The sequence below is a fragment of the Bacillus yunxiaonensis genome (assembly GCF_037104695.1).
Taxonomy (GTDB): domain Bacteria; phylum Bacillota; class Bacilli; order Bacillales; family Bacillaceae_G; genus Bacillus_A; species Bacillus_A yunxiaonensis.
In genome coordinates this window covers 1-15,420 of the sequence record NZ_JBAWSV010000003.1, presented here as the reverse complement: position 1 = coordinate 15,420, position 15,420 = coordinate 1, and the positions used below count along the sequence as shown (strand labels likewise).

Below are 15,420 nucleotides of genomic sequence, written 5' to 3'. Positions count from 1 at the left end.
TCGCTATATCTCCTAACTATTTATTTGTTCGATACTCGTGCAATTTTTCCTTGTTCTATATACACAAGTAAAATGGAAATATCAGCTGGATTTACCCCGGAAATACGAGATGCTTGGCCCATAGATAGCGGACGAACATCCTTTAATTTTTGACGTGCTTCAGAAGCTATTCCAGAAATTGCATCGTAATCAATATCAACCGGAATTTTTTTGCTTTCCATACGCTTCATACGATCTACTTGTTGTAAAGATTTTTCAATATATCCTTCATATTTAAGCTGAATCTCAACTTGCTCTGCCACTTCATCGTTAACCTTTTCTTCACTTGGAGCAAGAAGATGAATATGCTCATATGTCATTTCTGGACGGCGTAATAAATCACTCGCACGTATACCATCCTTTAGTTCACTTCCGCCAGCTCCACGAATTAACTCTTGTACTTCAGGACGCGGCTTAATAATAATACTTGATAAACGTTCTTTTTCTTTTTCAATTTGCTCTTTTTTTACTGTAAAACGTTCATAACGCTCTTCTGGAATTAAACCAATTTCATGTCCAATTTCTGTTAAACGAAGGTCTGCATTGTCATGACGTAATAATAAGCGATATTCTGCACGAGATGTTAATAGGCGATATGGCTCATTTGTACCTTTTGTTACTAAATCATCGATTAAAACGCCAATATACGCATCTGAACGATTTAGAATCACTTCTTTTTTACCTAATGAACGACAAGCTGCATTAATACCCGCCATTAAACCTTGACCTGCCGCTTCTTCATAACCAGATGTTCCATTAATTTGTCCTGCTGTATATAAATTTTCTATTTTCTTTGTTTCAAGCGTTGGCCACAGCTGCGTTGGTACAATTGCATCATACTCAATTGCATATCCCGTACGCATCATTTCTACGTTTTCTAAGCCAGGAATGGTCTTTAACATCTCACGTTGTACATCTTCCGGCAGACTTGTCGATAGACCTTGTACGTATACTTCTTGTGTATTTCTTCCTTCTGGCTCTAAGAAGATTTGATGACGTGGTTTATCGTGGAAACGGACAACCTTATCTTCAATTGAAGGACAATATCTCGGACCTGTTCCTTTAATCATGCCAGAATACATAGCAGAACGATGTAAATTTCCATCGATTAAACGGTGTGTTTCCTCACTTGTATATGTTAACCAACACGGAATTTGATCCATGATGAACTTCGTTGTTTCGAAAGAAAATGCACGTGGTGTATCGTCACCTGGTTGAATTTCTGTTTTGCTATAATCAATTGTACTACTATTTACACGCGGAGGCGTACCCGTTTTAAAACGCACAAGTTCAAATCCAAGTTCTTCTAGATGCTCCGATAATCTCACTGATGGTTGTTGGTTATTTGGCCCACTTGAATATTTTAAATCTCCAACGATAATTTCACCACGTAAAAACGTACCTGTTGTAATAACAACTGTTTTCGCTGTGTATTCCGCTCCTGTTTGTGTAACAAGACCTTTACATACGCCGTCTTCTACAATTAAGCGTTCAACCATAGCTTGACGCAATGTTAAATTTGGTGTTTCTTCAATTGTTTTTTTCAATTCATGTTGATACGCAAATTTATCTGCTTGAGCACGAAGCGCACGTACCGCTGGACCTTTTCCTGTGTTTAACATACGCATTTGAATATGCGTTTTATCAATGTTTCTTCCCATCTCACCGCCGAGCGCATCTATTTCACGAACAACAATTCCCTTTGCAGGTCCACCAACCGAAGGGTTACACGGCATAAACGCAACCATATCTAAGTTAATTGTTAACATTAATGTTTTTGCTCCCATACGAGCTGCCGCTAAACCAGCCTCACACCCCGCATGACCTGCACCGATTACAATAACATCATAAGAACCAGCGTTGTATCCCATTTTCCATTCCTCCTTACGATTACTTTCCTAAACAAAATTGAGAGAATAACTGATCAATTAAACTTTCGTGTACAGTGTCTCCCGTAATTTCACCAAGTATTTCCCACGTTCTTGTTAAATCAATTTGCACCATATCAATTGGTACGCCGCTATGAATAGCCTCGATTGCATCGCCAATCGTCTTTTCTGCTTGTGTTAATAAACCAATGTGACGCGCATTCGATACATATGTCATATCTGCCGCTTCAATTGCTCCCTCAAAGAAGAGCTCTGCAATTGCCTGCTCTAGCTCATCTACGCCTTTTTCTTCGATTAAAGTTGTTGTAATAACACGAGCTGAACCGGCTAATTGTGCAACGCGCTCCATATCAATTTGCTGCGGCAAATCTGTTTTATTTACAATGACAATAAAGTCTTTTCCTTGCACTGCTCGGAATAATTCTTCATCTTCGTTTGTTAACACTTCGCTATAATTTACAACAAGAAGAACTAAATCAGCTTTATTCATCATCTCTTTTGAACGCTCTACACCTATTTGTTCTACAATATCCTCTGTTTCACGAATTCCAGCTGTATCAATCAATTTAAGCGGTACACCGCGCACGTTCACGTATTCTTCAATAACATCTCGAGTCGTTCCTGCTATATCCGTTACAATCGCTTTCTTTTCTTGTACAAGACTATTTAATAAAGATGACTTTCCGACATTCGGTCTTCCAATAATAGCCGTTGCAATTCCTTCACGCAAAATCTTTCCTTGCTTTGAAGTTTGCAGTAACTTCCCAATTTCTGATCGAACGTATTCCGCCTTCTCAATTAAAACCCCGTGCGTCATTTCTTCTACATCATCGTATTCTGGGTAGTCAATATTCACTTCTACATGAGCTAATGTTTCCAAAATTTCTTGACGCAGACGACCAATTAATTTTGATAAACGACCTTCCATTTGGTTAATCGCAACATTCATTGCACGATCTGTTTTCGCACGAATTAAATCCATAACCGCTTCTGCTTGCGATAAGTCAATACGTCCATTTAAAAAAGCACGCTTTGTAAACTCCCCTGGCTCCGCCAAACGAACACCTTGCGATAAAATAAGTTGTAATACTTTATTTACAGAAACAAGGCCACCATGACAATTTACCTCAACGATATCTTCACGCGTAAATGTCTTTGGTGCCCGCATAATTGAAACCATAACTTCTTCAATAACTTTATTTGTATCTAAATCCACAATATGCCCATACTGAATTGTATGAGATGGCACTGTCGTTAAATCTTTCCCTTTAAAAATGCGATTTACCTTCTCTACCGCATCATCTCCACTTACTCGAACAATGGCAATTGCACCTTCCCCAAGAGCTGTGGAAATTGCAGCAATTGTATCAAATTCCATGTTCTTTCACCTCACTTGCTTATTTCTCTCTATTTCAATACGATTTTTTCTTTCACTAAATTATTAGGATACCATAACGAAACTGTGTAAAAAAGAATAATAACTTATTTTATTATGTCCTCTCATAAAACGCACTAAACTTATACACAGTGGATAAGTTTAGTGCGTTTTATTTATCCACAGGTAAAATTTCCTGTATTCATATTTTCCTCCTCATTAACGGGCAGTAAGACCCCCGAGAGAAGCGAGGAAGATAGTTGGAGAATAACTGCTGGCATGCGCCCGATTGGTGAGAGCTTTCCATCAGTGGGGAATGAAAAAAACCCCCACTGATGGAAGTTTCACTTTATCCAGTAAAAAACCGGCACTCAAACGAGTTACCGGTTTATCCCGCTCTAAAGGACAGTAACACTCCCGCTTCAATCTTCTAAGGGATTCAAAGCAGATAGGTTGCCCATAAGAGCCTAATTCATTCAACTAGCCAACCGTTTAGGATACATCCCTCAAGCTGGAAGTTTCACTTTATTTCGGAGATACGACAACATGTCGATGTGGTTCTGCCCCTTCAGATGTTGTGGTCACATATGGATGATTCGCAAGTGCTTGATGTATAACTTTTCTTTCAAAAGAAGGCATTGGTTCTAACACGATTCTTTTTTTCGTATTACTAGCTTGCTTTGCTAATCTAAGTGCAAGTGACTCTAACGTATCTTTTCGTTTATCACGATAATTTTCAGCGTCAATTGTTACACCAATATATTGTTTCGTGCTACGATTCGCAACAAGCTTTGTTACATATTGTAAAGAATTCAGTATGTGCCCTCTTTTTCCAATTAATACACCGACCCCACTACCAGAAAGTGTAAAATGAATATCACGTCCTTTTACCTCTCTTCCAACAGTTACATCAACATCCATTTCTTTTATGATACTTTTTAAGTAAAGTTCCGCTTCTTCTACAGGATCTTTTTTTACAAAGACCTCTACAATAGCAGGACGCCCTCCAATGAAACCGAGAAAAGCTTTTTTACCTTCATCAATAATGTGTATCTCCACTTTATCTTTTGATACTTGTAATTGTTCTAATGCGGATTGCACTGCCTGTTCGACTGTTTGTCCTTTAGCAGTAATCATACTCACTTACTTGATCCTCCTGCCTTACTAGCCTTAATATCCGGCCCTTTGATCAAATATGTTTGTAAAATACCGAAGATGTTACCTACTACCCAATAAAGAGATAGTGCAGCTGGGAAATTAATTGCGAAAACTAAAATCATGATAGGCATAAGCCAAATCATCATTGCCATTTGCGGATTTTGTCCAGCAGTACCAGCCATTGCAAGCTTTTGTTGAATAAACGTCGTAATCGCTGCAATAATTGGAAGAATATAATATGGATCAGCATGACCTAAATCAAACCATAAAAAAGTATGTTGTTTAATTTCTGCTGTTCTCATAATTGCATGGTAAAATGCAAATAAAATTGGCATTTGAATAAAAATTGGTAGACACCCAGCCAACGGATTTACACCATGTGTTTGATACAATTGCATCATTTCTTTTTGTAATTTTTGCTGAGTCGCTTGATCTTTAGAACTGTATTTCTCTTTTAGCTTTGCCATTTCAGGTTGTAATGCTTGCATTGCTTTCGTACTCTTCGTTTGCTTAATCATTAATGGTAATAATGCAAAACGAATAATAAGAGTTGTGACAACAATCGATAAACCATAGTTATTGCCAAATAATTTTGCAAAATACGTGATTAACTGAGAAAGTGGGTATACAAAATATTCATTCCAAATTCCCGTACTTTGCGGTGTAATCGGCTGATTTGTTTGATTACAGCCAGCAGAAATTGCCATTACAGCAATAAGCATGACCAGTAAACTTATCTTTTTTTTCACAGCCTGCTCCTCCTTGTTTAGGTATGTATATAGTGTAATTCATTTTCCTCTTATTTCGCTACTTTTTGCCAGTTTTACTCCCGAGCGGTGCAGAGCGTGAATTAAGCTTTTCTTTAATTGTTCATAGTCCATGTCTGAACAAGGCTTCCTTGCTATTATAACAAAATCTTTTCCAGAATCTATCTCATCTTTTAACTCCGTAAAAGCTTGACGAATCATTCGTTTAATTCGATTACGCATGACCGCGTTCCCTAACTTTTTACTAACGGAAAGACCAATTCGAAAATATGGTTGATCAGGCTTCTCTAATTGGTATACAACAAATTGACGATTAGCATTTGATGTTCCATTTTGAAAAACATCTTGAAATTCCTCATTCTTCTTTACACGATTCTTTTTCTTCATATCAATTGAACACTCCTGTATTTCGCAGCGGAAAATTCATAATTACTAGAAAAAAGACCACTGAACGATCAGTGGCCTACGCAGATAATACTTTTCTACCTTTACGACGACGAGCTGCTAGAACTTTACGTCCGTTCGCTGTGCTCATACGGCTACGGAAACCATGTACTTTGCTGCGCTTACGTTTATTTGGTTGATAAGTTCTTTTCATTATATGACACCTCCCTGAGGAATAACTGTTAAAGACAGTCCTATAAATTATAGTTAATTTGGTAGGAGAATGTCAATGCTTCTCAAAATTTTAATAAAATATTCATTTTCTACCTATTCACAGCGTTGTTCACAATACATTCTATCGGTTGTGGATAATTTTTTTTGCCACTTTTTTATATCCACAATTCATTTTTCGTTTTTACACAGTATATCGTATTGTGGACAAGTTTATTCCACAAGGTATTGATTTTGTGGATAACTTTTTGAAATACATTGCTATTGCTATCTTTTTTTGATATTATAGTTGTGTTTTCACCTTGGACAAGTTTTCCACAATTATTATTTATCCACAATTTGTGAATAACTTGTGGACATGTATAATCACATGTGCATAAAGAGTTTTCCACAATGCGTTTTTTTGTCGAAAACTCTATCTCGTATTTAAACCGCTTTTTCACTTTTAAAAAGTGTTACGTATAAATATACAGTGTTGTTTTGTTATGTTGTACAAACGTTAAACACGTTGTTTACTTATCATCTTTTGTAAAGGAGGGACAACTTTGGAAAACATTTCGGATTTATGGAATAGCACCTTAAAAGAACTAGAAAAAAAGGTGAGTAAGCCTAGCTACGAAACATGGCTTAAATCTACAAAAGCTTATTCTTTAAAAAAGGACGTTCTAACTATTACAGCTCCAAATGAATTTGCGCGTGATTGGCTAGAATCCCACTATTCAGATCTTATTTCGGAAACAATCATTCATTTAATGGGAGCAGAACTCGAGATTCGCTTTATCATTCCACAAAGTCAAACAGAAGAGGAATTCGACTATCCTCCTGTTAAAAAGGATAAAGCAATGCATGATGAGCCTAATCATTTCCCGCAAAGCATGCTCAATCCAAAATATATATTTGACACCTTTGTAATCGGTTCTGGTAATCGCTTTGCCCATGCAGCTTCGTTAGCTGTAGCAGAGGCGCCGGCTAAAGCATATAATCCTTTATTTATTTATGGAGGAGTTGGACTCGGAAAAACGCATTTAATGCATGCAATTGGGCATTATGTCATCGAGCATAATCCAAACGCAAAGGTTGTTTATCTGTCATCTGAAAAATTTACAAATGAATTTATTAATTCTATCCGTGATAATAAGGCCGTTGATTTTCGGAATAAATACCGGAATGTCGATGTTCTACTTATAGATGATATTCAATTTCTTGCTGGAAAAGAACAGACACAAGAAGAGTTCTTCCATACATTTAACGCGTTGCACGAAGAAAGTAAACAAATTGTAATTTCAAGTGATCGTCCACCAAAAGAAATTCCTACATTAGAAGATCGCTTACGTTCACGCTTTGAATGGGGACTTATTACAGATATTACTCCTCCAGATTTAGAAACAAGAATTGCGATTTTACGCAAGAAAGCAAAAGCTGAAGGTCTGGATATTCCAAATGAAGTTATGCTCTATATCGCAAATCAAATTGACTCTAACATCCGTGAATTAGAAGGTGCTCTAATTCGTGTTGTAGCGTATTCGTCTTTAATTAATAAGGATATTAATGCGGATTTAGCTGCTGAAGCACTAAAGCATATTATTCCAAATTCCAAACCGAAAATTATTTCAATTTATGACATCCAAAAAGCTGTAGGGGATGTTTATCAAGTGAAATTAGAAGACTTTAAAGCGAAAAAGCGTACAAAATCGGTCGCTTTTCCTCGTCAAATTGCAATGTATCTGTCTCGTGAACTAACAGATTCCTCTTTACCAAAAATCGGTGAGGAGTTTGGAGGTCGTGATCATACTACAGTCATTCATGCACACGAAAAAATTTCCAAACTGTTAAAAACGGATGCACAATTACAGAGGCAGCTTGAAGAGATTCACGATATTTTAAAGTAATATGATGTGAATAACGTGAATAACTTTCCTTATTTTACACACAGTCTATCCACATGTAGATAGACTGTTTTTCCGTATTCCAAACGAGTTATCCACATATCCACAAGACCTATTACTATTACTACTAATTTTTTATTATTATTAAATAAAACCAATTCTATACTTGCCGGAGGTTTTCGTTATGCATTTTTCAATTCAAAAAGATTACCTTGTCAGAAGTGTACAAGATGTAATGAAAGCTGTTTCCTCTCGTACAACAATTCCGATTCTTACAGGGATTAAAATCGTAGCAAATGAAGAAGGTGTTACATTAACAGGTAGTGATGCGAATATATCCATCGAATCCTTTATTCCAATTGAAGAGGATGGAAAAGAAATTGTAGAAGTCCTACAATCAGGAAGTATTGTTTTACAAGCAAAATATTTTAGTGAAATTGTAAAAAAATTACCGAAAGATACGGTTGAAATTTCTGTTGAAAGTCATTTTATGACAAAAATAAAATCTGGAAAATCTGAGTTTAACTTAAATGGTTTAGACTCAGCTGAGTATCCATTGTTACCACAGATTGAAGAACATCATGTATTTCAAATTCCAACAGATCTGTTAAAACATATGATTCGTCAAACTGTTTTTGCTGTATCTACATCAGAAACACGCCCAATCTTGACAGGTGTAAACTGGAAGGTATATAACAGCGAATTGGTTTGTATTGCAACAGATAGTCATCGTTTGGCGCTGCGCAAAGCGAAAATTGCAGGACAAACTATTTCTAATGAATTTCAAGCAAATGTTGTTATTCCAGGAAAAAGTTTAAATGAGTTAAGTAAAATTCTTGATGAATCAGAAGAAATGGTAGATATTGTTATAACGGAGTATCAAGTGTTATTCCGAACGAAACATTTATTATTCTTCTCTAGGCTGTTAGAGGGTAACTATCCTGATACAACAAGACTAATCCCACCAGATAGTAAAACGGATATTTTTGTAAATACAAAAGAGTTTTTACAAGCAATTGATCGAGCTTCTTTATTAGCAAGAGATGGACGTAATAATGTTGTGAAATTATCAACTTTAGAAGATCAAATGTTAGAAATTTCATCGAACTCTCCAGAAATCGGGAAAGTAGTAGAAGAAGTTCAATGCGAGAAAATTGAAGGTGAAGAGTTAAAAATCTCCTTTAGTGCAAAATATATGATGGATGCATTAAAAGCATTAGATAGTACAGAGATTAAAATTAGTTTCACTGGTGCAATGAGACCATTTTTAATTCGTACTGTGAACGATGATTCCATTACTCAATTAATTTTACCGGTACGTACGTACTAAAAAGATAAGGGTTACTAGTGTAGATGAACTGGTAACCCTTTTGATTTTCCCCTATTACTTTCCTAATGCTTGTTTATTTAGTACAATGAAAGAATGAACACTTTTAGAAAGTGAGCGATTTGTATGAAACATATTCAAATTTCGACAGAATATATTACATTAGGACAATTTTTAAAACTGGCTGACGTGATTGATACAGGCGGAGCAGTAAAATGGTTTTTACAAGAGTATGAAGTGTATGTGAATAAAGAGCCTGAAAATAGACGAGGCCGAAAATTATATACAAATGATATTGTTGAAATTCCGGGGATCGGAATATTTCAAGTTCAAGGATAAAGGGGGATCCCTTTGTATATTACAGAGTTACATTTACAAAACTATCGCAATTATGAGCAGTTAGATCTTTCCTTCGAAGATAAAGTAAACGTAATTATTGGTGAAAATGCGCAAGGAAAAACAAATTTGATGGAAGCGATTTATGTATTAGCGATGGCTAAATCTCATCGAACTTCTAATGATCGTGAACTTATCAGATGGGATGAAGATTGTGGTAGAATAAAAGGGAGACTGCAAAAACGAAATAACTCTTTGTCCTTAGAACTAAACGTTTCCAAAAAAGGAAAAAAAGCAAAGTTAAATCAACTTGAGCAACAAAAATTGAGTCAATATATTGGCGTAATGAATGTTGTTATGTTTGCTCCTGAAGATTTAAACCTTGTCAAGGGAAGTCCTCAAGTACGAAGACGTTTTTTAGATATGGAGCTTGGACAAATAGCTCCTGTATATTTGTATGAATTAAGTCAATACCAAAAAGTTCTTACGCAGCGTAATCATTTGCTCAAAAAAATGCAAGGGAACAGTAAAAATGATGAAGCTATGCTAGATGTGTTTACGGTTCAACTCGTTGAACATGGTGTAAAAGTGTTAAAAAAACGCTTTGAATTTTTACGTTTATTGCAAGAATGGGCCGCTCCAATTCATCGGGGGATTAGCAGAGGACTTGAGGAGCTAGAAATAGTCTATAAACCAAGTATAGATGTATCAGAATCCATGGATTTGTCGAAAATAAAAGAAGTATACTATGAAAGTTTCCAATCTGTGAAACAACGTGAACTCTTCCGTGGTACAACCTTAATTGGGCCTCATCGTGACGATTTACAATTCTTCGTTAATGGTAAAAATGTTCAAGTCTTTGGTTCGCAAGGGCAACAACGAACGACCGCACTTTCCCTAAAGTTAGCTGAAATCGAATTAATTTATTCAGAAGTTAACGAATATCCAATCCTTTTATTAGATGATGTGTTATCAGAACTAGATGATTACAGGCAATCACATCTGCTTAATACAATTCAAGGAAAGGTGCAAACGTTTGTGACAACGACAAGTGTTGATGGAATTGAGCATGATACATTAAAACAAGCAAAAACAATTCATGTAACGAACGGCACAGTGGATTGTGGAGAAGAAGATAAATAGCTTCTGTCTAAATGGAAAAGTAGGTGATCTTTGTGTCAATGGAACAAAAACAAATTGAAGAAAATGCATATGACGAAAGTCAAATACAGGTGTTAGAAGGACTAGAAGCAGTTCGAAAACGTCCAGGGATGTATATTGGTTCAACGAGCGGAAAAGGTCTTCATCATCTTGTATGGGAAATTGTTGATAACAGTATTGACGAGGCATTAGCAGGATATTGTGATGAGATTAATCTAGCTATTGAAGAAGATAATAGTATTACAGTAACAGATAATGGCCGTGGTATTCCGGTTGGGATGCACGAGAAAATGGGTCGCCCCGCCGTAGAAGTTATTATGACAGTTCTTCATGCGGGTGGTAAATTTGGCGGCGGCGGTTATAAAGTTTCTGGTGGTTTACATGGTGTAGGTGCTTCTGTCGTGAATGCATTATCAACCGAGTTAGAGGTATTTGTTCATCGTGACGGGCAAATTCATTATCAAAAGTATGAACGTGGTATTCCAGTTGCAGACTTAAAGGTGATTGGGGATACAGATCATACAGGAACAGTAACGCGTTTCAAACCAGATGCAGAAATTTTTACTGAAACTACGGAATATGAATTTGATACGTTAGCAACTCGTTTACGAGAACTAGCGTTTTTAAATCGTAATATTAAACTAACAATTGAAGATAAACGTGAACATAAACAAAAGAAAGAATTCCATTATGAAGGCGGAATTAAGTCTTATGTTGAGCATTTAAATCGCTCTAAAGAACCAATACATGAGGAACCAGTATATGTAGAAGGTTCGAAAGACGGAATTCAAGTTGAAGTTGCTCTTCAATATAACGAAGGATATACAACTAACATTTATTCATTTACAAATAACATTCATACGTATGAAGGTGGTACGCATGAAGTTGGATTTAAAACAGCATTAACACGTGTGATTAATGATTATGGTCGAAAAAATAATATTTTAAAAGATGCTGATAGTAATTTAACGGGTGAAGATGTTCGCGAAGGTTTAACGGCTATTGTATCCATTAAACATCCAAATCCGCAATTTGAAGGGCAAACGAAAACAAAACTCGGAAATAGCGAAGCGAGAACAATTACAGAATCAGTTTTCTCTGAAGCACTTGAAAAGTTTTTACTTGAAAACCCAAATGTCGCTCGAAAAATTGTAGATAAGGGAACGATGGCAGCGCGTGCACGTGTAGCGGCGAAAAAGGCTCGTGAATTAACACGCAGAAAAAGTGCGCTAGAAGTATCAAGCTTGCCAGGAAAACTTGCAGATTGTTCTTCTAAAGATCCTTCTATTAGTGAAATTTATATCGTAGAGGGTGATTCCGCGGGTGGTTCAGCGAAACAAGGGCGTGATCGTCACTTCCAAGCGATTTTACCGCTTAAAGGAAAAATTATTAATGTAGAAAAAGCACGTTTAGATAAAATTTTATCAAACGATGAGGTGCGAACAATTATTACTGCGCTTGGCACTGGTATTGGCGGAGATTTCGATATTGAAAAGGCGCGTTATCACAAAGTTATTATTATGACGGATGCTGATGTCGACGGCGCTCATATTCGTACCCTATTATTAACATTCTTCTACCGTTATATGCGTCAAATTATTGAGCACGGTTATATATATATTGCACAGCCGCCATTATATAAAGTGCAACAAGGTAAGAGAGTGGAGTATGCTTACAACGATAAAGAACTTGAAAATATATTAGTGGAGATTCCGAAACAACCAAAACCAGGTATTCAACGCTATAAAGGTCTTGGAGAAATGAATCCAGCGCAGCTATGGGAAACAACAATGGACCCAGAAGTACGTTCGCTTCTTCAAGTTTCGCTTCAAGATGCAATCGAAGCAGATGAAACATTTGAAATTTTAATGGGAGATAAAGTTGAACCACGTCGTAACTTTATCCAAGAAAATGCAAAATATGTACAAAACCTTGATATTTAATAATTGATGACAGGAATCAGAGTATTCCTGTCTTCTACGTATAAATGAACATGGTATATCGATCGGAAATGTAATGAGGAGGTGCTGGTTGATGTCAGACAACCAACAACAAGGCCGAATTCGAGAAATTAATATTAGCCAGGAAATGCGTACCTCGTTTTTAGATTATGCGATGAGCGTTATCGTATCTCGTGCACTGCCAGATGTTCGTGATGGATTAAAACCTGTTCACCGCAGAATTTTATATGCGATGAACGATTTAGGAATTACTGCTGATAAAGCGTATAAGAAGTCTGCGCGTATTGTTGGTGAAGTAATTGGTAAGTATCATCCACACGGTGATTCAGCGGTATATGAAACAATGGTGCGAATGGCCCAAGACTTTAGTCAACGTTATATGCTAGTAAATGGACATGGTAACTTCGGTTCTGTCGATGGTGATTCGGCGGCTGCGATGCGTTATACAGAGGCAAAAATGTCCAAAATTTCTATGGAACTATTGCGTGATATCACCAAAAATACAATTGATTATCAAGATAACTATGATGGTTCGGAAAGAGAACCGATTGTATTACCTGCGCGCTTTCCTAATTTATTAGTAAATGGTGCAACTGGTATTGCCGTTGGTATGGCAACGAATATTCCTCCGCATCAACTTGGTGAAGTAATTGATGGGGTATTGGCGTTAAGTCACAATCCAGAGATTACAATCGCAGAATTAATGGAGTATATTCCTGGCCCAGATTTCCCAACAGCTGGTCAAATTCTTGGACGAAGTGGAATTCGAAGAGCGTATGAAACAGGGCGTGGTACAGTAATTCTTCGTGCAAGAGTAGAGATCGAAGAGAAGGCAAACGGGAAACAATCTATTATTGTAACTGAACTACCATATCAAGTGAATAAAGCAAGATTGATTGAAAAGATTGCGGAGCTTGTTCGAGACAAAAAGATTGATGGTATTACAGATTTACGTGATGAATCAGATCGAAATGGTATGCGTATCGTCATGGAATTACGACGAGATGTAAATGCAAATGTGTTATTGAATAACTTATATAAACATACAGCACTTCAGACAAGCTTTGGTATTAATATGCTATCGCTCGTAAATGGAGAACCAAAAGTATTAAATTTAAAAGAATGTCTATATTATTACCTGGAGCATCAGAAGGTCGTTATCCGTAGACGTACTGCATATGAATTAGAGAAAGCAGAAGCTCGTGCTCATATTTTAGAAGGTTTACGCATCGCGTTAGATCATCTTGATGAAGTAATTACTCTGATTCGTAATTCGAAGACAGCAGACATTGCAAAGCAAGGATTAATGGAACGTTTTGGTTTAAGTGAAAAGCAAGCGCAAGCAATTTTAGATATGCGTTTGCAACGTTTAACAGGATTAGAGCGTGAAAAAATCGAGCAAGAATATCAAGAACTACTTGCATTGATTGCGGAGTTGAAAGCAATTCTCGCAGATGAAGAGAAAGTTCTTGAAATTATTCGTGAAGAATTAACAGAAGTTAAAGATCGCTTTAATGATACACGAAGATCAGAAATTACAATTGGCGGTATGGAAGCAATCGAGGATGAAGATTTAATTCCAGAGCAAAACATTGTAATCACACTTACTCATAACGGGTATGTGAAACGATTACCAGCTTCTACGTACAAAACGCAAAATCGTGGCGGACGTGGAGTTCAAGGTATGGGGACGAACAATGATGATTTTTTAGAACATTTGTTAACAACATCTACACATGATCATATTCTATTCTTCACAAATAAAGGGAAAGTATACCGGACGAAGGGATATGAAATCCCAGAGTATAGCCGTACAGCTAAGGGTATACCAATTATCAATTTATTAGAAGTAGATAAAGATGAATGGGTAAATGCGATTATCCCAATCCGAGAATTTAGTGATGACCATTACTTATTCTTTACGACGAAACAGGGTATTGCAAAAAGAACACCACTTTCATCGTTTGCTAACATACGTAATAATGGTTTAATTGCAATATCACTTCGTGAGGATGATGAAGTGATTTCTGTTCGATTAACAACAGGCGAAAAAGATATGATTGTGGGAACAAGTAATGGTATGTTAATTCGCTTCCATGAACAAGATGTTCGCTCGATGGGACGTAATGCAGCAGGTGTGAAGGCTATTACGTTAGGTGAGGAAGATCAAGTAGTTGGCATGGAAATCGTTGAAGAAGAAATGGATGTCTTAATTGTAACGAAGAACGGTTATGGTAAGCGGACGCCAGTTGAAGAATATCGCCTCCAAAGCCGTGGGGGTAAAGGTCTTAAAACATGTAATATTACAGATAAGAATGGTAAGTTAATTGCTGTTAAGTCTGTAAATGGTGAAGAAGATATTATGCTGATTACAGCAGCAGGCGTTTTAATTCGTATGCCGGTTGATCAAATCTCTCAAATGGGACGTAATACGCAAGGTGTTCGTTTAATTCGTTTAGAAGACGAGCAAGAAGTAGCAACGGTAGCAAAGACACAAAAAGAAGATGAAGAAGACATACAAGAAGATCAAGAAAGCTCAGAAGAATAAGGGGATTCCCCTTATTCTTTTTTTTATAAAAAGTGCTTGCATAGGAGGAGTGAAGTCTATATAATAGGCAGAGTCAGCAATTCACTGAAACAAAATGTTACAATAAGTTGTTGACGAACATGAAATGTTATGTTATATTATAAAAGTCGCTGAAACGCGATGTTGAACTTTGAAAACTAAACGAAACAAACAACGTGAAACGTCAATTTTTATTTATGATGCTAGACAAACACTTTATTGGAGAGTTTGATCCTGGCTCAGGATGAACGCTGGCGGCGTGCCTAATACATGCAAGTCGAGCGAACCGATTAAGAGCTTGCTCTTAAGAAGTTAGCGGCGGACGGGTGAGTAACACGTA

The 15,420-nt window shown here is 36.7% G+C and carries 12 protein-coding genes and 1 rRNA gene; 7 read left to right on the top strand and 6 right to left on the bottom strand.

Annotated features, from left to right (window positions below; all coding sequences use genetic code 11):
* Nucleotides 1-20 precede the first annotated feature (20 nt).
* From mnmG to rpmH, 6 genes are all read right to left on the bottom strand, one after another.
* Nucleotides 21-1,910 (bottom strand): tRNA uridine-5-carboxymethylaminomethyl(34) synthesis enzyme MnmG, encoded by a 1,890-nt coding sequence (gene mnmG, locus WAX78_RS09460; protein ID WP_336482037.1) that lies wholly within the window; start codon nucleotides 1,908-1,910, stop codon nucleotides 21-23.
* 19 nt (nucleotides 1,911-1,929) lie between these two features.
* Entirely contained in the window at nucleotides 1,930-3,306 is a 1,377-nt protein-coding gene (mnmE, locus tag WAX78_RS09455; protein WP_336482036.1) for a tRNA uridine-5-carboxymethylaminomethyl(34) synthesis GTPase MnmE, read from the bottom strand.
* A gap of 522 nt (nucleotides 3,307-3,828) precedes the next feature.
* Entirely contained in the window at nucleotides 3,829-4,446 is a 618-nt protein-coding gene (gene jag, locus WAX78_RS09450) for an RNA-binding cell elongation regulator Jag/EloR (protein WP_336482035.1), read from the bottom strand.
* Nucleotides 4,443-5,210: a YidC family membrane integrase SpoIIIJ gene (spoIIIJ, locus tag WAX78_RS09445; protein WP_336482034.1), complete on the bottom strand. Its 768-nt coding sequence runs from the start codon at nucleotides 5,208-5,210 to the stop codon at nucleotides 4,443-4,445. The genes jag and spoIIIJ overlap by 4 nt, the downstream gene beginning before the upstream one ends.
* Before the next feature lie 39 nt (nucleotides 5,211-5,249).
* Nucleotides 5,250-5,615: a ribonuclease P protein component gene (rnpA, locus tag WAX78_RS09440; RefSeq protein ID WP_336482033.1), complete on the bottom strand. Its 366-nt coding sequence runs from the start codon at nucleotides 5,613-5,615 to the stop codon at nucleotides 5,250-5,252.
* Nucleotides 5,616-5,691: 76 nt separating this feature from the next.
* Entirely contained in the window at nucleotides 5,692-5,826 is a 135-nt protein-coding gene (gene rpmH, locus WAX78_RS09435) for a 50S ribosomal protein L34 (RefSeq protein WP_000831901.1), read from the bottom strand.
* Nucleotides 5,827-6,388: 562 nt separating this feature from the next.
* On the opposite strand from rpmH, the gene dnaA reads away from it, so the two are divergent.
* From dnaA to WAX78_RS09400, 7 genes are all read left to right on the top strand, one after another.
* Nucleotides 6,389-7,732 (top strand): chromosomal replication initiator protein DnaA, encoded by a 1,344-nt coding sequence (dnaA, locus tag WAX78_RS09430; protein ID WP_336482032.1) that lies wholly within the window; start codon nucleotides 6,389-6,391, stop codon nucleotides 7,730-7,732.
* A gap of 181 nt (nucleotides 7,733-7,913) precedes the next feature.
* Nucleotides 7,914-9,059, top strand: coding sequence for a DNA polymerase III subunit beta (gene dnaN / locus WAX78_RS09425; protein WP_336482031.1), 1,146 nt, complete (start codon nucleotides 7,914-7,916; stop codon nucleotides 9,057-9,059).
* A gap of 123 nt (nucleotides 9,060-9,182) precedes the next feature.
* Nucleotides 9,183-9,395, top strand: a complete 213-nt coding sequence (yaaA, locus tag WAX78_RS09420; protein ID WP_336482030.1) for a S4 domain-containing protein YaaA — start codon at nucleotides 9,183-9,185, stop codon at nucleotides 9,393-9,395.
* A 12-nt stretch (nucleotides 9,396-9,407) separates the two neighbouring features.
* A complete protein-coding gene (gene recF, locus WAX78_RS09415) occupies nucleotides 9,408-10,535 on the top strand; it encodes a DNA replication/repair protein RecF (protein ID WP_336482029.1) in 1,128 nt (375 codons plus the stop codon).
* Nucleotides 10,536-10,573: 38 nt separating this feature from the next.
* Nucleotides 10,574-12,496 (top strand): DNA topoisomerase (ATP-hydrolyzing) subunit B, encoded by a 1,923-nt coding sequence (gene gyrB / locus WAX78_RS09410; RefSeq protein ID WP_336482028.1) that lies wholly within the window; start codon nucleotides 10,574-10,576, stop codon nucleotides 12,494-12,496.
* A 91-nt stretch (nucleotides 12,497-12,587) separates the two neighbouring features.
* Entirely contained in the window at nucleotides 12,588-15,062 is a 2,475-nt protein-coding gene (gene gyrA / locus WAX78_RS09405) for a DNA gyrase subunit A (RefSeq protein ID WP_336482027.1), read from the top strand.
* Nucleotides 15,063-15,296: 234 nt separating this feature from the next.
* Nucleotides 15,297-15,420 (top strand): 16S ribosomal RNA (locus WAX78_RS09400); the annotation flags it as partial.